The organism is Photobacterium kasasachensis, from assembly GCF_050336885.1.
In the GTDB taxonomy this organism is placed as follows: Bacteria; Pseudomonadota; Gammaproteobacteria; order Enterobacterales; family Vibrionaceae; genus Photobacterium; species Photobacterium kasasachensis.
In genome coordinates this window covers 1-19,161 of sequence record NZ_JAKJSH010000023.1, presented here as the reverse complement: position 1 = coordinate 19,161, position 19,161 = coordinate 1, and the positions used below count along the sequence as shown (strand labels likewise).

Below are 19,161 nucleotides of genomic sequence, written 5' to 3'. Positions count from 1 at the left end.
TAAATCATCGTGGCTGTTACTTCTTAATTCTCTTCATTGCTGAGCGGAACAGTTCAATGACCGTCGATGCCAGCGCCGTTTCCGGATGGGAGGCGTTATAATCTTCGAGCGCTGTAATATAATTGGATTTAAACTTTTCAACGGCCTCTTTTTCATTGCCGGCATAGATAAGATCATCTTCGACTTCAAAACCTTGTGCAATTAGCTGCTCCTTCTCCCGAAGAAAAGTCTCTGAAGCCGAGTCCAGGAAAGTAAACTGACGACGGTCGGTATTTGGCAGAACAAAAAATTGATATTTGGCCATGTATCCCCTATTCATATTAACTGGATGAATATCTATATCGGCACATCGTGAGTGACCGGACAAGCCCTGAATTTAGTGTTCATTGCTATGATCAAAAAAATAAGCCCAGCGGCCCATTGTTTATCCCAAATAGCACCGATTTCTGAGTATTCGCCCCAACCAGTATCGAATCGACTTTGTACCGTCTCCAGACCCTCATTGAGCGCATCTCTAGCACCTAGCACCTAACACCTAACACCTTCGTTCGAGCAATCAGTGTAAATCTTACTTATTCTAGTTACCACCTTCCTACACCAATCCTTCATCCTTTATTTTTCAATAGGTCACAACCAATACTGTCTAGCTAGGTAGTTAGCATCAACATAATTCCATGCAGACTAGTCAAGCTTAGATCACATACAGTCACAGCATTTTTGTTTAGCATGGTTCGAATTCGATCGTAATTAGCTCGAACTCGAACCACAAATGTAATCGATAACAACAATACCGAGCAGTATGGCTGGCATTCATTCTGCTTAATTTCATAACCATCTACATAACAACAAAGATATTCACTACAGATCAGCGCGATAAAAAGAGGGAGCAACATGGCATTAGGGAAAATGAAATCGATTAGATACAGCTACCCACTGTATTTTACAGGCTTTATGTTTATTGTGGGGCTGGTGACCACACTGGGTATTACCTACTGGGTATCCCCCAAGTTAGTCGAAAACGAAGAGACGATTATCAAAGGCGTACTTCAGGCGCTAAATGATGAAATATCAATGGAGCTGGAACAAGTTCAGTCACAGCAGCGCGCCATCACCCAAACCATCCCGCTAGTCTCAAGCGAGCAGATCGATCAGATTTTACCGGGCCTGGTCGATCAATACGGCAACAGCAAAGTCTTTGGCGGTGGTATCTGGCCACTTCCCGATCAAAGGCAACAAGGAATTGAGAAATTCAGTACCTTCTTCCACCGCGACGCCAGCAACAAATTAATCGTCAATACTTATTGGAACTCGAAAGACTCACTCAACTACTACGAACAAGTTTGGTACAAAAATGGCCTGGCTGCACCAGCCGGGCTTTGCGCATGGGCACCGGCCTACAAAGATTCAGCCAGCCCTGAAGCCAGAACCAACTGCGCAATGTCAATCTTCAAAGACAACCAGCGTTACGGCGTGGCAACCATTGATCTGACTCTGGGCTTTTTCAATGAACTGGCCGCCAAGAACGAACAAGCCCTAAACGGGGATATTCTTATTGTCGAAGCCGACGGAAAGATCCTCAACAACACACGGAACATCAATCACTCGCTGGTGCTCGAGAACCTTTCATCGGTCACTCAGCAATCCCCTTTTGCGGCCAACATAAACAGACATCTCGCCGAAGTAAGGGAAGGCGTCCCGCTACAGCTTAGCTACGATGACAAGGGTATCGCACATACTCTGTTCATGAACAAAATTGCCGGAACCCCATGGATAGTCGCCTTCAGCACTGAAACAGCGTTGCTCGAAGTAACCACCGATTCTATTCTCGCCACTCTAGCGTCTATCCAGCTCCCGATTGCTGCCACTATTATCGTATTTTGCTTTATTGCCTTCTCTCGCCTAACCCGGCGCCTTGCGGCCCTGCGAAATAATATCGAGTCATTGTCGTCGGGCGAGGCCGATCTAACCGCCGAGATCACTATCAACAAATACGATGAAGTCGGTGATATCGCTCTCTCCGTTAACCATTTCATCCTTTATCTGCGCAATATGATGGGCTCGGTATCTGACGCCAGCCACCAGATCTCGGACATCATCCATAATGTCGAAAACCAAAGTCGCACCAACCAAGGTATTGTCGACCAACATGCCGGAGAGACCGTACAGATCATCACCGCGATCAATGAAATGGCAGCAACAGCCGAAACAATGGCGCGTAATGCCATCGAGACCGAAACGGTCACACACGAAACAACCAGTGCCGCCGATCAGTCAAAGCTGACCATTAATCAGGCCAGCGACAGTGTCTCCTTGCTGATGGAACAAGTTGAGACGGCCTCAACCAATGTCACGGAGATGAGCAATGAAACACAGAATATCAGCTCGGTGCTCAACGTCATTCAAGGCATCGCCGAACAAACAAACCTGCTGGCTCTCAATGCGGCCATCGAAGCGGCGCGTGCCGGAGAGCAAGGCCGGGGCTTTGCTGTCGTCGCTGACGAGGTCCGTGCACTAGCGGCTCGTACCCAAAGCAGCACATCTGAAATCAACGAGATGCTGAACCGCCTGCAAACAGGAGTTAACAGCGTCGTTACGGCAATGGACAACACCAAGGCTCGCTGTTCGGTCGTGGTCGATGATACGCAGCGCGTAAATGGCGGCTTAGATGAAATGGTTGGCGCCGTGAACACAATCAGTCATTCGAGTACGCAAATTGCCGCGACGGCAAAAGAGCAGCACGCGGTAACAGAAGAAATTAATCAGAATATGGCTCAGATCCAAAACATCATCGAGATGCTGACGGCCAATGCCCAACAGACCACCCGTTCAACCCATTCTTTATCGGATGCCAACAAGCAGTTAAATGTACTGGTCAGTCAGTTCAAGCTCAACTGATTCAATTAGGGGAAATTGAAGCTCATACTGTCAGGCGGCCATCACCGGCGGCCTGACAGATAGAGTGTCCCGCCTAACCCTCTATCAACTTCATGAGCAAGTGACCGTCATACATCGCCTGCTTTACCAAGGCGGCACCCGGCATCGTTGCCTGGGTATAAAAACAGCTTTGTTCAATCTTCAGATCCTGGTTATAGACGGGTAGCGACTGAGTGCGCACACACTCCATGATGGCTGGGTAAAGTACACTCTTGGCGCGGTTAAATTCACCGCCAATCAGAATTTTCTCAGGATTAAACAGGTTCACCATGATAGCAATAGCCTGCCCAAGGTTATGACCCAGCTCGACAATCACCAGTCTTGCCAACGTATCGCCTTCAACGGCCGCATCACAAATCTTTTCGATGGTCAGTACTTTGCCGTGAAGTGAAGACGGATGTCCTTCACGCAAACCTTGCTCGACCTGTTCGATAATGGCTTTTACGCTCGCAACTGTTTCCAGGCAGCCGTGGTTGCCGCAAAAACAACGTTTACCATAAGGCTTGATTTGAATATGCCCCAGTTCACCGATATTTCCGATACGCCCCTGAAGCACGATGTTGTCCAACACTATGCCCGCACCGACGCCATGATGTACCGAAATCAGAATGGAATTGGCGACATCACGCGAGTTACCGAATAGCTTTTCAGCCAGCGCCCAGGCACGCGTGTCATTGCCGATAAATACCGGTAGTCCGGTTGCCTCATGGATGGCGGGGCCAAGTTCAAGGTTATGCACATCGTAGTGCGGCATCTGCAGAATAACGCCCTTCTCTGCGTTGACCAGTCCCGGTAGTGATACGGCAATGGCCGTGATCCGGTCTAATTCGCCGACGTGGTTGGCAAAAAAGGTATTTATTTCATCAAGGAGCTTCTTGAGGACAGCATCTTGCTGCAATACTTCGATATCCTGTCGCTCTTCCACCAAAATATCACCGCCAAGCTCGTGCAAGGCAATGGTCAGATAGCCGCGTCCGAGACGGATCGACATAAACTGCCATCCTTCGTTTGCCGGAAGCAGCCCTATCGCGGGTCGGCCCCGACTGGTCGATTCCTGATACTGGGTCTCCTTGACCAGGTGAGCTTCAATCAACTCTCGGGTGATCTTGGTGATACTGGCAGGCGCAAGCTGACTGCGTTTGGATAGTTCGATACGAGAAATAGGGCCGTACTGGTCAATAAGCTTGTAGACGCTGCCGGCATTATTTCTTTTAATATGGTCAATATGACCAGGCTGAGCGACATACATGCCAATACTCCCGACATTAAAAGTGAAAATAAACGTTAGTGGATTAATTTTTTTACTTTGCAAACTAATTGTGAAGTCGAATCTTCCTAAGACGTGATACCCATCACGACTAATACGCAACTATACCCATTTTTTGTGCTGTCAAATCATTATCAGGCATCTTTTTTCGATAGTTTTTTTACAAGTAAAATTTAAGATATACCCAATGCAAATTATTGCATTCCAATCTCATATACTCATGCTATTTTCGCACACCCAACCAGTAAATATGGCTTAAATTGCAGGTGCCACTATTGACTAAAGACATCCGCCACGAGTTTTGACATAATACTCTGCTGCTATTTTTGCAGACAGTTTTTGCAATATACGATGTTCAACTCGCCACGAGGTTAGCGGTGTACAAAATTAACGAAGTCTTTGAAACCATTCAAGGTGAAGGTGTATTCACCGGCGTCCCAGCCATCTTTGTCCGTCTGCAGGTTTGCCCTGTCGGCTGCGCTTGGTGTGACACCAAACAAACCTGGACGGCCGAACCACAAGATTTTGCCCCGCTGGAAGACATCATGGCAAAGACTGCCGATTCACCGCTTTGGACAAACCTTGACGCAGACGGCGTAGTTGCCTTGCTAAAAGATCAGGGCTATACCGCCAAACACGTCGTTATTACTGGTGGTGAACCTTGCATCTATGACTTGATTCCTCTTACCCAATCACTGGAAAACGCAGGCTTCCGCTGTCAAATCGAAACCAGTGGGACATCGGAAATCAAGGCAACAGCCAATACTTGGGTAACCGTATCACCCAAGATCAATATGAAAGCCAAGCTGGCAGTTCTACCTTCTGCACTAGAGCGAGCAGACGAGATCAAGCACCCGGTAGGTACAGCAAAAGATATTGAACAACTCGACAGCCTAATCGACGGCATCGCACTAAAGCCCGATGTCAGCATTGCCCTACAACCAATTAGCCAGAAACCAAGAGCCACAGAGCTTTGTATCGAGACCTGTGTGAAACGCAACTGGCGGCTGTCGATTCAAACCCATAAATATCTTGCCATTGCCTAACCCGGACAAATCCTTTCCAGTTCGGTGACTGGCTCCCCAAGCCATCGTACGGTGGCTTGGGAAAAATCTACCTCAGCCCTCCCTTTTTTTTCTGCCCTCTAGCGTGGCCGGGTATTAGTTAGTAGTGCGTATCTCACTAACGTTTTTATTCTTACATGTTAGATCCCTGACCAATCTACAAGACAGTGCCCTCCCTTTAACACAGTCCAAATGCCCCAAATCTATACTGAGCGCAAAACATAATAAATGTTTGGGGATTTTGTTATGCGCGCTTATCTAGGATATTGCCTTGCCGCTTTCTGCTGCCTGTTACTATCGGCTTGCGGCGGCGGAGGCAAAGACGAACCCGTAGCAGCAGGTGCAGCGGCCCCTGCCTCGACCAAGTTTACAATTACTGTTGATACACCTGCGGAGTTACTCACCGCCAAAACAACAGGTTTTGGTATTATCAGCTCCGCCTACGCAGAAGCTCAGGCAAACCTTACGGAAAGCAATTTCGCAGCTGTCTGGCTCGACAGCAAAGGAAAGATCCTCGAGCGCATAGATATTACCAGTTGGCAAAACCTCGGTAACGGTACCTATGTGATAGAGGCTGGCACCCGGATCAGAGTCAATGCGGTGCTGCTTGTTGATCAATCACCGACCCCGGATATTACCGTGACTATTGGTGATACGATCCCGTCTCATGTCTATATGGTGCCATTAACCGAAGAAAGAATTGCCGTCAGCCTGAAATCAAGCCTGGCCTATTACGCCCTGACCCAGCGCGTCCAGCTTGACGAAAGTTGGGGGATCTTCGAAGAAATTGTCGCTAACCCCGCACGCAGCAAAGTTTTTTTATTCCAGCAGGATCTCAACGCCATTGCCGATGATCTTGAAGCAACCCTGCTACCCAAACTGGGCCTTGAGAACATGAGGCTCAGCAACCTGCTTTCACTTTCTATCGTGCAGAGCATGACCGCAGGCAGAATGGAGCGCTTCGTGACGGAGCAGGCTGCTGCCGAGGCCAATATTCAGGCAATTCTCAATGACGGCTACTGGAAGGTGGGGAGTTTCAGCTCCAACAGCGGCAGCGGTATTCTTTCCGAGCAAATGGTTTACAGCGGACAGGGTGCCGAGCTCGGGGAAACAACAATCACTGAATATCGCTGGGACAAAAACGGGACTGAAGATATCTCGCTGTCAGAGGTCTTTACTTACCTCAGCGGCTCGACCAGCTTCGGCTCTGACGACATTACCCACCAGGTGCTCACCTCAAATGGCTGGGTTGGCCTGTTCGACTACCTCAAGGTCGAGATCGCCACGGCAAAAACCATGTTGCTGACCGACGCGGCGTTAGACAAGGAGGATGAAACAGGGATCACAATGAATGCCAGTGTTTACCCACTTAGCGGTAAGAAGATCCATAACTACCTGTCTGGCAAAGATAACCATTACGTTACCCGCTATATCCAGCCTGAAGCAACATTTGAAGACGGCGCATTCGGCTTTTATTTCACCTGGCGTCCTGAAAATGAACGCTACCTGCTATGTGACAACCGCAACAATAACACCGCCTGCCGGATCTCACCCGTGTTATTACCCGATACCGGCTATACCGACCTGGACAGTGTCCTGACAGATCCGAGTGACGCAGCAAACAGCGTTGATGATATAAACGGCTTCAAACTTGCCGATAATATTATTGTCGAATTTATTTCCGATAATTTCTTTACCGCCAGGTACTGGGTGAACATTGCGGCCGACAACTGGAGCGTGCAGGAAGTCAGTACCTGGGCCCCTATCAATGTCTCAGGCAAAGCCATGTTCCGTTTTGAGGTGCCAGCTGTTATCAAGCAGCTGTCTGACAACTACCCATTTGAGCAACAAAGCCTGTTCCTGGTCGAGGATCGCGGTTTTGTCCATATTGGCGAGAGCCTGCTTGATAATGAAGCCTTCCACTTTTCCGGCTTCGATAATGTCGCCAAGGAGCAGATTTTTGCGGCAGCCAGCCGGGACAACCTGCCTCCATTCGGGATCTGTAACTTCGGCAACGGCTTCGGGACCAATCTGAGCAAATTCCTCAATGCCGTCACAGAGTGTGGTGGTGACGAGCGCTTTACCTCTCAGAGCGCAAACGCCCTTGTCGATCAACATCTGGTCCAAATTTCCGAGCAAGGAGAAATCTCAGCGATGATCCTACGCGGTAACAACAGCTGGGAGCAGTATAGTAATACCGCCCTGATCCCCGCTAACCGCCAATGGGCGCTGACCGAAGAAGGCTACCTACAGCTCACCCCGAATAGCTCCAATGCTGATAGATTTGACTACTGGTCATTGACCAGCCTGGATCGCAACAGAGGGATTCTGGCTCTCAAGGTCTACTCGGCTAACAGCGAAACCGGCAATCAGATCTCAACCCTCTTAACCAAGCAGTATGCGCCTGATCAGCTGGCTGCCTGTACAACCCAGAATTCGGGTTGGGCTCAACCTGCAGCCACCCCTTTAACCAAGAGAACTCTTGCGCAATATCAGGATCAAGTTGCGCAGTGCAAAGTCATCTGGGAGCAGCGAAACCCGCGCTTCACCGAATCACTGCTCATCGGACAAACCGGCAACACCAGTGACGATAAGGCGTTGCGCTTTGCTGGTGATAGCTCGCGCTTCCTGAAGCTCAGCGATAATTTTGAAGGCGACTTTTTCACCGGGAATTACATTCACGAGGATGGCTGCAAATTTAATATCCCGATCAGGTGGAAGCTCGAAGATGACGGTACGTTATATTACGAGGCTGTTGACGGTTCGTTAAACGAGCGAATAGCAATGACCGATACAGACGGTTTCCGTTTCGCTATCAAGGGGTTTAACCACCAGACACGCTGGCAGGAAGATGCAAACTTGCAATTCGCAGCCGATGACGGCGAGATGTGGAGTGATATTGTTTCATTAATAAGCGCATCAAGCGTGCCGAATGTTACCCACCAGGAGCTGTTAGATAACCCCGAAATCCCTGAAGAAGGCCCGGTTGCAGGCACTGTTCTTAACGATGGACTCGAATGTGCACCTCCTGCACCGCCACCGCAGCCTGCACCATAAATTGCCTATACCTGGATTAATATCCAGTAATATAGACAAAAAAAAGCTCGCACTGCCGAGCTTTTTTTTGTCAAAGCGAAGAATGGCGAGATTTTTCAAAATCTGTTTTATTTGTGACCCACTTGTCACGTCCAACTTCACAATAACCAGCGCAAAACTATTTTTTAACAACCGCAACAAGTACAATATACCCATATAAAAAATATAAGAATAACAGACAGAACTGTTATCTGAACCAACTGAAGTCGCTCTTCAACATGTCAAAAAGCTAGGCAATTATCTTCTCGTTGCTTTGGCCGCTGCCGTGGAAAAAGAAGGGGCACAGGCGGTACTGATTCAGATTACGTGAAAGCCCTACAAAGAGATCATGGAAGATGCGCTTAACAATAGCTCACAAGCTCCTCTTAACACTATTCATCGTGTTCACCGTCGTGCTGATCACATCATTGGCCTATGAATCGCGCCAGCAAAAAGTACTACTAGAGTCGGTTATTAGCGAGCAAACCCTGGATAAGGCCGGCAACTACTTTGATAGCCTGAACATGATGATGCTGACAGGAACCATGGCCCAGCGAGAAACCTTGCGGGACAAGGTACTTTCCCATAGCGGGATCGAAAATGTCCGTGTCATCCGAAGCCCGGCAGTAACAAATATATTCGGTCCGGGTCTCGAGGATCAGGCGCCAGTCGACGAATTTGACCAACGCGCACTTAAAGGTGAGCAAATTACCGAGACTATCACCACCAATAACAGCCAAAGCCTGCTTGTTGCCCTGCCAATGAAAGCCAGCTCCAACTATCGCGGCACCAACTGCCTCCAGTGCCACATCGTGCCCGAAGGCGAAGTGCTTGGCGTGGTTCGCCTGGAATATAATCTCGGCCCTCTCTATCAGCGCGTCAATGAGCAACTACTGATTGCCGGCGGGATCATGGCAGCGATTGCAGCAACCGGCTTCCTGTTCTCGTTAACCCTGATCCGCAGAATGATTGTCAGGCCGTTACGCCGAGTGTCGGAGTACATGAAGCAAACTAGTGTCAACAAAGATTTGAGCGGCCGCCTCAATGAAACCCGGACCGATGAGATCGGCGAGCTGTGCCATAGCTATGATCAGATGCTGGATAACTTCTCTGCCAGCCTGCAACAGGTACAAAATACCTCGGAATCACTTACCCTGCAGGCCAATCAGTTGATCAATGTATCGGCAGATACCACCAATGCTGCTGACAGTCAGCGCAATGAAACCTCTGAAATGTTTGTTGCCATCGATGATATGCAGCACCAGCAACATGACATTGAGCAACGCACCACGGAAGCTGCAAACTTAAGCCAGAATGCCTCTCAATCAGCCATTCTGGGTACTCAGCTGGCCAACGATGCCGGCAATGACATCAAAGTTCTGGTCTCCGACATAGAAAACGTCAAAAGTCGTATTGATAATCTGAATGAGCAAAGCCAGCAGGTTGCCAGTATTTTAGACGTAATCCGCTCCATTGCCGAACAAACTAACCTGCTGGCTCTGAATGCCGCGATTGAGGCTGCCCGTGCTGGCGAGCAGGGCCGCGGTTTCGCCGTTGTCGCCGAAGAAGTTCGCAACCTGGCCAACCGTACCCATCAGGCAACCGGGGATATCCAGTCAATTATCGAAGCGCTGCACAGTGATTGCGAAGCGTCAGCCAGTGCCGTCGAAGCAACCTGTCAGACCGCCCATAGCAAAATGGCGACCATCGAGCAGTTGTCCCATGCTTTGTCAGAAATCGGTAGCGGCATTCAGGTAGTCAATAACCACGCCAACGATATTCAGCAGCAAAGTTCTGCTCAAGCCAATATGGCCGATTCCATCAGAACAAAAGTCGAAACCATCACCAGTCATGCAGACGATACCTCCGCTCATGCACTACAATCTCGTGAGATTAGTGTAAATCTTGAGCAGTTGGCCGAACAACTAGAGCGATTACTTCATCAATTTACCCTTTCAAGTGATAACAATGCTTGATGCTTGACGTAAGACAGGTAATATTGCTCTTTCGGACTGTATCTTTAAGTACAGATCTATAAAGTGCCTTAACGGAGAATAATTTAAACATGACTTACGCGCCTGTAACAGACGTATTAAGCGGAAAGCTAGCAGTAGACACTGAAGTCACTGTTCGCGGTTGGATCCGCTCACGTCGTGATTCCAAAGCTGGAATCTCTTTCCTTGCCATTTATGACGGCTCTTGTTTCGACCCGATTCAGGCCGTGGTCCCTAATGAGTTAAATAATTACCAGGAAGAAGTACTTAAACTGACAACTGGTTGCTCTGTTGAGGTGACTGGCAAGATTGTTGAATCACCGGCTAAAGGTCAGGATTTCGAGCTTGCGGCAACTGAAGTAAAAATCGTTGGCCTGGTTGAAGACCCAGATACTTACCCAATGGCAAAAACACGTCACTCTATCGAGTACCTTCGTGAAGTGGCTCACCTGCGCCCTCGTACTAACGTGATCGGTGCGGTTGCACGTGTTCGTAACTGCCTGTCTCAAGCGATCCACCGCTTCTACCACGAGCAAGGTTTCTTCTGGATGTCTGCGCCACTGATCACAGCCTCTGACTGTGAAGGTGCCGGTGAAATGTTCCGTGTTTCTACCCTGGACATGGTGAACACACCGATGACTGACGCGGGTGAAGTTGACTTTGACAAAGACTTCTTTGGTAAAGAAACCTTTCTGACTGTATCTGGCCAGCTAAACGCAGAAGCTTACGCTTGTGCTCTGAGCAAGGTGTACACGTTCGGCCCGACGTTCCGTGCTGAAAACTCGAACACCAGCCGTCACCTGGCTGAATTCTGGATGGTTGAGCCAGAAGTTGCATTCGCAGAGCTTGATGACGTAGCAGAACTGGCTGAAGACATGCTGAAGTATGTATTCAAGGCCGTTCTTGAAGAGCGTCGCGATGATCTTGAGTTCTTCGCGCAGCGTATCAACAAGGATGCAATTACTCGTCTAGAGCAGTTTGTAACTTCAGATTTTGCACAGGTTGACTACACTGACGCTATCCAGATCCTGAAAGATTCTGGTCGTGAGTTCGAGTTCGATGTTGAGTGGGGCATCGATATGTCTTCCGAACACGAGCGTTACCTTGCCGAAGAACACTTCAAAGCACCTGTTGTTGTGAAGAACTACCCGAAAGACATCAAAGCGTTCTACATGCGTATGAACGACGATGGCAAGACAGTAGCCGCAATGGACGTACTGGCGCCGGGTATCGGTGAAATCATCGGTGGTTCTCAGCGTGAAGAGCGCCTGGAGCTTCTTGACAAGCGTATGGTTGAAATGGGCATCGACCCTGAGCACATGGGCTGGTACCGTGACTTGCGTCGCTACGGCTCTGTACCTCACTCAGGCTTCGGTCTGGGCTTCGAGCGTCTGGTAACTTACGTAACAGGTATGGCTAACATCCGTGACGTAATTCCATTCCCACGTGCGCCACGCTCTGCAAACTTCTAATCTCAGTTAGAAGTGCACAGGAACCTATCTCGAAGTAGGTCACCGACTCCACAGGACGAGCTTTATGCTCGTCCTGTTTGTTTTCAGCCTTGCTATTTCTTTCAAGCCTGGTTCCGTCCAGCCCCTACATAACTGACCGCAATATCGACAGGTGGAATATCATAGATAGCGAACAGAGTCAGACGAATAGACTTACTGATTCGCATCGAATAAGCTTATGCCTATCCGCTTGTGTGCCCTGAGCACCAGCACTAAACCCGATGAGCCTATTATGATCAGAGAAACTACCCTCGCGCCAGCAAGCCTGTGGGCCAAACCCTTCGTTTCAGAAGTCGCTGAAATTATCAACCTGCTAAAAGAGTATGGGTATGATTCAGCAACCCTCGCCCGTTTAACTGGCCTACAAGAGAAAAAAATCTCTGATTGGATGTCACGCTACAAGCGTGAACCTGAGAATATTTCTAATATTCCCTACCCTTGCTGGTGTTTTCTCGCAGCCCTCGCAGGCCGACCGAATATTCAAAATAACGGTCAGCCTATTGATGTCGATGCAAGGAAAGTAATGCGCGCATTCAAACCAACAGCGTTTAAAAATAGAAGCATTTTTGAAATGCCTAGCGAAAAAGAATTTAAGCGCATTATCGGTGACAACACCTTCACTGGCATAACGGTAGAAAACCTTTGTGATACTTTTCAGTGGAAACCAGCTCAACTCTCTGAAAGCCTGGAAAAAAGTACACTTCCTTTCTTAAATTGGTGTCTTATTCTCATGCTTTGCGGTTTCAATATCCAAAAAATGCTGCTGACTCAGCATGAGGGAGAAATCTCGCTGGATGAACAGCTCAGCTAAAGCGGTTCCAACTATAACAAAGGCCACCCTTCCCTTGGGTAGCCTTTGTTTATCACACTGAATCGATGTGTTTGATCTCAGTATTACTCTGCAGAACCCGGACGGAACTTCTGCTGAACACCAAGCAGGAAGTTACGCAAAATCTGATCTTTACATTCACGGTAATGCTTGTTGTCTGGTTTTCGGAAAAAAGCGCTTAGCTCATGCTTGCTCATAGTGAAATCAACCGACTCCATAATTTCAAGTATATCTTCAGCCTTGTAATTCAATGCAATACGTAGCTTCATGAAAATCATGTTATTGGTAAGACGTGACTCAGGCTCAGGCTGGACGCCCTCCTTCTTGCCGCGTTTTGTATTTATCAGGCCATTGAGGAAAATAGCCAGTTCACGGTCAGTACACTTCTTAAATGCAGCATCATCATCTTTCTTCAACCAGTCGCTAACTTGCTCTCGGGTTACCTCATGGTCCGCGGCAGCAAAAATGCTGATCATTGCCGCATCGTTATAATCAAAGGTATAGCGAATACGTCGCAAGATGTCGTTGTTAAGCACAGTAAATCCTAGTATTAGTGCAGCATTGCCGAAATGGCGTACTGCGAAATTGCCCGCTACTTTACCAGATATTAGCCCCCATGAGTTACAAACGCTGATTTAAAGCTGCTATAGTGGCCGCCACTCAGATCAAGCAAAGAAACAAAGCACATGAACATGCAACCCAATAACCCGCTGCACGGTATTACCCTGCAAACCCTACTCGGCGAGCTGGTTGATCACTATGGATGGGAAGAACTGGGCAGGCTGGTTAACGTCCGCTGCTTCAACAATGACCCGAGCATGAAGTCGAGCCTGAAATTTCTCCGCCGTACTGAATGGGCAAGAAAAGAAGTCGAACAGCTATACCTTGATACCTTCTTTATCTAGGAACGTACAAGCCCTGACAAGTCACAAATGCTGTTGTCATTAAATACCAAAAGGCCAGCCGCGTAACCGGGCTGGCCTTTCTGAACAGAAGACGCTAGAAAGAAAGTGCTGAATTAGATCGTTTCAGGCTTCAGCTTTACTTGCTCCGAAGCGGAGTTCGGCTCATCTTCATCCTTAACTACTGAGACCATCAGGCCGGCAAAGATCATCGAAGCACCACCGAGCACAATCGCCATCATTGTATTGCCACCAAAAGCCCAGCGAGTGAAAAACCCAAGTACACCAGCAGCAAGGATCTGCGGCAGCACGATGAAAAAGTTGAAGACCCCCATATAGAATCCCATTTTCTTTGCAGGCAGCGCGCCGGCCAAAATCGCATAAGGCATACACAGGATGCTGGCCCATGCCAAGCCTATTCCCACCATATTGAGCATCAACATCGATGGTGTTTCGATCAGAGAAATTGAGGCAAGGCTCAGGCCACCGATGATCAGACTCAGGCTATGCACAAACTTACGGCTGGTGCGTTGGGCAAGCCAGGGTAAGGCAAATGCAGCCAATGCCGAAATACCATTGTAGGTTGCGAAACACAAGCCAACCCAGTCCGCCCCTTCGTTATACACCACTGAGCTGGTGTCAGTGGTACCGAAGATGTGAGATGTCACCGCCGAGGTGGTATAGATCCACATTGCAAACAACGCGAACCAAGAAAAGAACTGCACCACAGCGAGCTGAACCATTGTCTTTGGCATCGCCTTGATATCAGTGATGATCTCTTTCAGGTTGGCTTTTTCTTCTGGCTCAAACTGTTCATTGTTAAACTTTGCCAGCTCTTGCGGTGAATACTCCTTAGTACGAATTACCGTCCATAAGATGGAGCCAATAAACACCACGGCTCCACAAATAAAGGTGATTTTGACCGACGGCGGTACCTCACCGGCTGGCGCTGTATTTGACACATCGAACACGTTTGTTAGCAGATAAGGCATGGCAGAGGCGACAACCGACCCCACGCCGATAAAGAATGTTTGAACCGCAAAGCCCTGCGTTCGCTGCTCAGAAGGCAAGTTGTCGGCCACCAGCGCACGGAAAGGCTCCATTGAGATATTTATCGATGCGTCAAGAATCCACAGCATACCTGCGGCCACCCATAAATACGGGGAATATGGCATTACAATCAGCGCCACCGAAGAAGCTACCGCCCCGAACAAAAAGTACGGGCGGCGTCGGCCTAACCCTGTCCAGGTACGGTCACTGAAGTATCCAATGATAGGTTGTACGAGTAACCCCGTAAGCGGCGCAGCAATCCATAAGATAGGGATTTGATCAATGCTTGCTCCCAGTGTTTCAAAGATTCGACTGACATTGGCATTTTGCAAACCAAAGCCAAATTGAATTCCCATGAAACCGAAGCTCATGTTCCATATTTGCCAAAACGAAAGGCGTGGCTTTTCCATTAATATATCCCCGATATATACCACCGCAGTCTGAAATTTTATTGCGACTGCGGTAACTTCCAACTCCAGGCTGAATATGACGAACAATGTAAGAGTTGTGATTTGGTATGTTTATCGCCTGTATGTTATTAAAGCAGGGCTTTTTATATCCTTTAGTACAATAAACAGACCGTATTCATCATATTTGACCGTTTCCATCGGAGAGCAATCCTATTGGAAGCCACCCCCTACCATCTGTGATCAATTTCACACCAACAATGTCAAACATTACCGAATGTTGTAAAATTACACGCTTTTATATTTAAGTAACGAAAAAACGATCAGAAAGTGTATTTTTGCACCTTCTGACGTGGCTAAATGTCGTAATTTTATTGCAAATGAAATTGGTGACGATTGTCAAAGAGTGGTGAAGATTAACCAAAAACTATAACTATGAGCGACTTTGGAAAAATCTTTCATGAAATTGTTGCATTTTGTTGTCAATACTTACCTACAAAGGGTATAAATAAGGTTATGACCGTTTGTTTTTACCAGCATGGATGACCACGATGTTTGAGAAAATTACTGCTGCACCTGCCGACCCAATTTTAGGCCTGACCGAAGAGTTCAAAAAAGACACCCGCCCGGAAAAGATTAACCTGGGCGTTGGTATCTACAAGGACGAGTCTGGCAATACTCCTGTTCTGGCAACAGTAAAAAAAGCAGAAGCTATTTTATTGGAAAAAGAAACAACTAAATCCTATCTCAGCATTCCTGGTACTGCTGAATACGGTTTAGCTGTTCAGCAGTTACTTTTCGGTGCTGATGCATCCATTATTTCGGACAAACGCGCGCAAACCGCTCAGGCACCAGGTGGTACCGGTGCACTGCGTGTTGCTGCCGAATTTATCAAGCGCCAGCTAGGCGATGTAAAAGTGTGGATCAGCAACCCGACCTGGGCCAACCACATGGGTGTATTCAAGGCTGCCGGTTTGGAAACGGCACAATATGCCTACTACGATGCAGAAACCAAAGACATGGACTTCGATTCTGCCCTGGCTGATCTGGCTAACGCTGCACCTGGCGACATTGTTCTGCTTCACGGCTGCTGCCACAACCCAACAGGTATCGATCCGGACGCCGCACAATGGCAGAAACTGGCTGAGCTTTGTGTTGAGAAGCAACTGCTGCCAATGTTTGACTTTGCCTACCAGGGCTTCGCCAAGGGCGTAGAAGAAGATGCACAAGGCCTGCGTATTTTCGCGGCTCAGTGTAAAGAGCTGCTGGTTGCTAGCTCCTTCTCCAAGAACTTCGGCCTGTACAACGAACGTGTCGGCGCCTTTACCCTTGTTGCCGAAAGCAACGAGCTGGCAGTGACTGCCTTTAGCCAGGTGAAGAGCATTGCCCGTGTTATTTACTCTAACCCACCAGCTCACGGTGCTGCAATTGTTACCGAAATCCTAAACGATGCAGCCTTGCGCGCCGAGTGGGAACAAGAGGTTGCCGACATGCGTGACCGTATTCAGGAAATGCGTACGCTGTTTGTGCAAACTCTGAAAGATCTGGGCGTCGAGGCAGACTTCAGCTTCATCGAACGCCAGAACGGTATGTTCTCTTTCTCAGGCCTGAACAAAGACCAGGTTAACCGCCTGAAAGAAGAGTTCGGTATCTACATTGTTGGCTCGGGCCGGATCAGCGTCGCGGGCATGACAAAATCCAACATGCCGCCACTGTGCAAGGGTATCGCAGCTGTACTTTAACTTGGGCTTTTCAAGCCGAAGCTCTGTAATATAGGGCTTCCACGTTAAAGCATTGAAACAACAAAAAGGGCGCTCTTCGCGCCCTTTTCTTTACCTGTATAGCCTTTCAAACTCATCTGTCTCAAATTTAACGATGCAAAGAAAATCTGTTACTTTGAGTCTGAATCACCTTTACCTTTATCTTTCTTCCTGAGCCGCTCTGCTTCTTCAGCCAGATTTATCGAGGGGCAAGACATTGCAAAAAAGCTCCCTCTCATATTGGTGTTCTAACTGCTCTCGCCAGGGCTTGTTAGAAACTGGGACCAAATAAAAGGTTTCTCTTGAAGTATCAGTAACAAAGGCCATTCCATGCTGCATCAGCTCGTAGTGAATATCATGGACAAATCCCAGAGAAAAACTCTGCCTGCCCGTTAGCTGATTGATATCTTCGCGCGTCAAACATACCCCTTGATCTTCATCAGCAAAGCGATTGCGGAGCCAGTCAGAAAACTCTCTAGCACTTATCATTGTCATAAAATATAGCCTCCGAGTATCAATTTCCCTGAAAAGTTCACTCCGTTATAGTTAAGTTATAGCAGAGCTGCGGAATATCGACAGCGGCAAAGTAAATTTGTCAATAAAATCAAGTGCCAATAGAAATGACTGATTTGATCGATTCAATGTCGTGGATTGCAGGATGAATATCTTAAAGAAAGGTAGGCAGAGATGTATCAGAAAAAGAACAGCTTGGATAAGAATTAAGAAGGACACCCGCTCCTGCTTTGGCAGGAGCGGGCTCGGCAAGGATTAAAGTGCTTTATAAAGTACTTTGTTACCTGCCAATTGGATACGCTCAACCAGACCTTCTTCGGCCAGTTTCTTAAGCGCACCTGTTGCCCATGAAGCTGCTTTCGCATCTTCCTGGCCAGCTTGAAGACCAATACCCTTAGGATTGATACCTTCAATGTTCTTAACCACAATATCCAGCACTGCCTGCTGTTTTGGAGTTAAAGACACTTGAGCCGCAGCCGGAGCTACCGCTTCAACTGGCTTTTGCTCTTCAACAGGTTTTGCCGCTGGAGCAGCTTTTACTGTTTCTGCAGTTGGTGCTTTTTTTACAGCAGCTTTCACGGCTGCCGGTTTGGCTACTGCTGCTACCGTTGCTTTTACGCGTTTTTGCAGCTTAAGCTGAACTTTACGTTTGTGAGAGATTCTCATTAAATTTCCTACTCCGTTGCACTACTTTCAGTCACCACCATATACCAGTCAAGGAATGAATGAGCTTGGTATTTCCAGCGGGAAAAAGTAAGCGCGTGTTATACCAAGTATGTTAGAGAAATGCCAGCAAACGGTCATTTAACCCGCAACAAAACATGATTTTACTCAAAAATAAGCGCTGGGTTCTCATTTCCAACAATTAATAGCTGCCTAAAAATGTATCTAATATCAAACGATAACCTATAACTAAGCGGGTATTTTCAGCAAATAGGTCCAATTATGGCTACTTCATTAAAATCTCATTGACTAATATGCATTAGTGGGCACAAAAATATTATGCCACGGGATCAACCATAATTAAGAGAAGCGATCAGTAAGGAGAACAGCTTGGAGACACGCTATATAAAGCCACCGATATCGAAGCCCCGGGGACTTCTGCTGATTATCAGCCTGGCAGCATTTATTGCCCTTGGCCTGACGGTGTTCCTCGTTCCGGCGATTAAATCTGCCGCTGTCGCCATCTTATTGCTGGCGATTGTCACCTTACTGATCATCGCGATAAAACAGGCGCAAGAGCCCGAGCTGTCCTTTACTCTTACCTTTATGCATATTCAGTTTCATAGCCCGAGTGGCGGCTGGCTGGCGCGATGGAAGAATATTGCCGAGATCGGCCCTGCCACGATTGCCAACCAAGGCTGGCACCAGCCGATACCCTGGGTCGGGATCCGGCTGAAAGATTACGAAGAGTTCCTTGACGCCATCTGTCCCCGTATTGCCAGCAAGATCCTGCTCGAGCAACGGGCGCTGCTGTTTCTTGCCTACAAGCGGATGGATAATCCGCCCCACGAAATAGAAGACATGCTGTTTGACGATACGCACTACATAGGCAAAAGCGGAAAGACCTTCAAAGGGTTGCTGGCTATGCTGGCCAACCGAATGCATTACAACCGCGAGCTGCTCGGCTATGACTTCTTCATCTCGGAAGATCTGCTCGACCGCTCAACAGAGGATTTTGTCGGCCTTACCCGCCGTTATCTGGCGGCCTCATAACTGGCTGTTTCCTTTTCCTCGGTTTCCTGCGCTTTTAAGAATGGCAACAATAGCAAACCCACCACAGCCGCTGCCGCCGAGATAACAGTAAAAAAGCCCGACCAGTGGTAATACAAAAAAGCCCGACCAGTGGTAATAC

Annotated in this window: 15 protein-coding genes; 9 read left to right on the top strand and 6 right to left on the bottom strand. The window is 48.0% G+C overall.

The annotated features are described in order from the left end of the window. Nucleotides 1-16 precede the first annotated feature (16 nt). Nucleotides 17-304 carry a hypothetical protein gene (locus L4D19_RS24935; protein ID WP_428454688.1) on the bottom strand — a complete coding sequence of 96 codons (288 nt, stop codon included), beginning with the start codon at nucleotides 302-304 and terminating at the stop codon, nucleotides 17-19. Nucleotides 305-891: 587 nt separating this feature from the next. Here L4D19_RS24935 and L4D19_RS24930 point away from each other — a divergent pair. Further along, nucleotides 892-2,895 carry a methyl-accepting chemotaxis protein gene (locus L4D19_RS24930; protein ID WP_428454687.1) on the top strand — a complete coding sequence of 668 codons (2,004 nt, stop codon included), beginning with the start codon at nucleotides 892-894 and terminating at the stop codon, nucleotides 2,893-2,895. Between the two features lie 73 nt (nucleotides 2,896-2,968). On the opposite strand, the gene mlc is transcribed toward L4D19_RS24930, so the two are convergent. Continuing rightward, entirely contained in the window at nucleotides 2,969-4,183 is a 1,215-nt protein-coding gene (gene mlc, locus L4D19_RS24925; protein ID WP_160648252.1) for a sugar metabolism global transcriptional regulator Mlc, read from the bottom strand. Nucleotides 4,184-4,578: 395 nt separating this feature from the next. Between mlc and queE the strand changes: the two genes are divergently transcribed. The 5 genes from queE to L4D19_RS24900 all read left to right on the top strand — a co-directional run bounded on the left by queE (nucleotide 4,579) and on the right by L4D19_RS24900 (nucleotide 12,656). Beyond that, nucleotides 4,579-5,247, top strand: a complete 669-nt coding sequence (queE, locus tag L4D19_RS24920; RefSeq protein WP_428454686.1) for a 7-carboxy-7-deazaguanine synthase QueE — start codon at nucleotides 4,579-4,581, stop codon at nucleotides 5,245-5,247. 264 nt (nucleotides 5,248-5,511) lie between these two features. Next, nucleotides 5,512-8,322, top strand: a complete 2,811-nt coding sequence (locus tag L4D19_RS24915) for a hydrogenase expression protein HypA (RefSeq protein WP_428454685.1) — start codon at nucleotides 5,512-5,514, stop codon at nucleotides 8,320-8,322. A gap of 374 nt (nucleotides 8,323-8,696) precedes the next feature. Further along, nucleotides 8,697-10,316 carry a methyl-accepting chemotaxis protein gene (locus L4D19_RS24910; RefSeq protein WP_428454684.1) on the top strand — a complete coding sequence of 540 codons (1,620 nt, stop codon included), beginning with the start codon at nucleotides 8,697-8,699 and terminating at the stop codon, nucleotides 10,314-10,316. An 89-nt stretch (nucleotides 10,317-10,405) separates the two neighbouring features. After that, the gene (gene asnS, locus L4D19_RS24905) at nucleotides 10,406-11,806 is read left to right on the top strand and encodes an asparagine--tRNA ligase (RefSeq protein ID WP_160648248.1); all 1,401 of its coding nucleotides are present in this window, start codon (nucleotides 10,406-10,408) and stop codon (nucleotides 11,804-11,806) included. A gap of 271 nt (nucleotides 11,807-12,077) precedes the next feature. Beyond that, nucleotides 12,078-12,656 carry a hypothetical protein gene (locus L4D19_RS24900; protein ID WP_428454683.1) on the top strand — a complete coding sequence of 193 codons (579 nt, stop codon included), beginning with the start codon at nucleotides 12,078-12,080 and terminating at the stop codon, nucleotides 12,654-12,656. An 83-nt stretch (nucleotides 12,657-12,739) separates the two neighbouring features. Here the strand turns inward: L4D19_RS24900 and L4D19_RS24895 are convergent, their stop codons facing one another. After that, nucleotides 12,740-13,210 carry a YehS family protein gene (locus L4D19_RS24895; RefSeq protein ID WP_428454682.1) on the bottom strand — a complete coding sequence of 157 codons (471 nt, stop codon included), beginning with the start codon at nucleotides 13,208-13,210 and terminating at the stop codon, nucleotides 12,740-12,742. A 150-nt stretch (nucleotides 13,211-13,360) separates the two neighbouring features. Here L4D19_RS24895 and L4D19_RS24890 point away from each other — a divergent pair, with 150 nt between their 5' ends. Next, nucleotides 13,361-13,579 carry a VF530 family protein gene (locus tag L4D19_RS24890; protein WP_428454681.1) on the top strand — a complete coding sequence of 73 codons (219 nt, stop codon included), beginning with the start codon at nucleotides 13,361-13,363 and terminating at the stop codon, nucleotides 13,577-13,579. A gap of 113 nt (nucleotides 13,580-13,692) precedes the next feature. On the opposite strand, the gene L4D19_RS24885 is transcribed toward L4D19_RS24890, so the two are convergent. Then, nucleotides 13,693-15,036: an MFS transporter gene (locus tag L4D19_RS24885; protein WP_428454680.1), complete on the bottom strand. Its 1,344-nt coding sequence runs from the start codon at nucleotides 15,034-15,036 to the stop codon at nucleotides 13,693-13,695. Nucleotides 15,037-15,584: 548 nt separating this feature from the next. Here L4D19_RS24885 and L4D19_RS24880 point away from each other — a divergent pair. Continuing rightward, complete coding sequence (locus L4D19_RS24880) at nucleotides 15,585-16,775, top strand: amino acid aminotransferase (RefSeq protein ID WP_160648244.1); 1,191 nt, start codon at nucleotides 15,585-15,587, stop codon at nucleotides 16,773-16,775. 207 nt (nucleotides 16,776-16,982) lie between these two features. On the opposite strand, the gene L4D19_RS24875 is transcribed toward L4D19_RS24880, so the two are convergent. Further along, nucleotides 16,983-17,288, bottom strand: coding sequence for a hypothetical protein (locus tag L4D19_RS24875; RefSeq protein WP_075766450.1), 306 nt, complete (start codon nucleotides 17,286-17,288; stop codon nucleotides 16,983-16,985). 273 nt (nucleotides 17,289-17,561) lie between these two features. Beyond that, nucleotides 17,562-17,972, bottom strand: coding sequence for a MarR family transcriptional regulator (locus tag L4D19_RS24870; protein ID WP_075766451.1), 411 nt, complete (start codon nucleotides 17,970-17,972; stop codon nucleotides 17,562-17,564). A gap of 387 nt (nucleotides 17,973-18,359) precedes the next feature. Between L4D19_RS24870 and L4D19_RS24865 the strand changes: the two genes are divergently transcribed. Beyond that, nucleotides 18,360-19,022, top strand: coding sequence for a DUF2982 domain-containing protein (locus L4D19_RS24865; protein ID WP_428454679.1), 663 nt, complete (start codon nucleotides 18,360-18,362; stop codon nucleotides 19,020-19,022). Nucleotides 19,023-19,161 lie beyond the last annotated feature (139 nt).

Coding starts and splice junctions, on each gene's coding strand:
- L4D19_RS24890 (WP_428454681.1), top strand. CDS start 13,361: ATGAACATGCAACCCAATAACCCGCTGCACGGTATTACCCTGCAAACC.
- L4D19_RS24885 (WP_428454680.1), bottom strand. CDS start 15,036: ATGGAAAAGCCACGCCTTTCGTTTTGGCAAATATGGAACATGAGCTTC.
- L4D19_RS24910 (WP_428454684.1), top strand. CDS start 8,697: ATGCGCTTAACAATAGCTCACAAGCTCCTCTTAACACTATTCATCGTG.
- asnS (WP_160648248.1), top strand. CDS start 10,406: ATGACTTACGCGCCTGTAACAGACGTATTAAGCGGAAAGCTAGCAGTA.
- L4D19_RS24875 (WP_075766450.1), bottom strand. CDS start 17,288: ATGACAATGATAAGTGCTAGAGAGTTTTCTGACTGGCTCCGCAATCGC.
- L4D19_RS24935 (WP_428454688.1), bottom strand. CDS start 304: ATGGCCAAATATCAATTTTTTGTTCTGCCAAATACCGACCGTCGTCAG.
- mlc (WP_160648252.1), bottom strand. CDS start 4,183: ATGTATGTCGCTCAGCCTGGTCATATTGACCATATTAAAAGAAATAAT.
- L4D19_RS24900 (WP_428454683.1), top strand. CDS start 12,078: ATGATCAGAGAAACTACCCTCGCGCCAGCAAGCCTGTGGGCCAAACCC.
- L4D19_RS24880 (WP_160648244.1), top strand. CDS start 15,585: ATGTTTGAGAAAATTACTGCTGCACCTGCCGACCCAATTTTAGGCCTG.
- L4D19_RS24915 (WP_428454685.1), top strand. CDS start 5,512: ATGCGCGCTTATCTAGGATATTGCCTTGCCGCTTTCTGCTGCCTGTTA.
- L4D19_RS24870 (WP_075766451.1), bottom strand. CDS start 17,972: ATGAGAATCTCTCACAAACGTAAAGTTCAGCTTAAGCTGCAAAAACGC.
- L4D19_RS24930 (WP_428454687.1), top strand. CDS start 892: ATGGCATTAGGGAAAATGAAATCGATTAGATACAGCTACCCACTGTAT.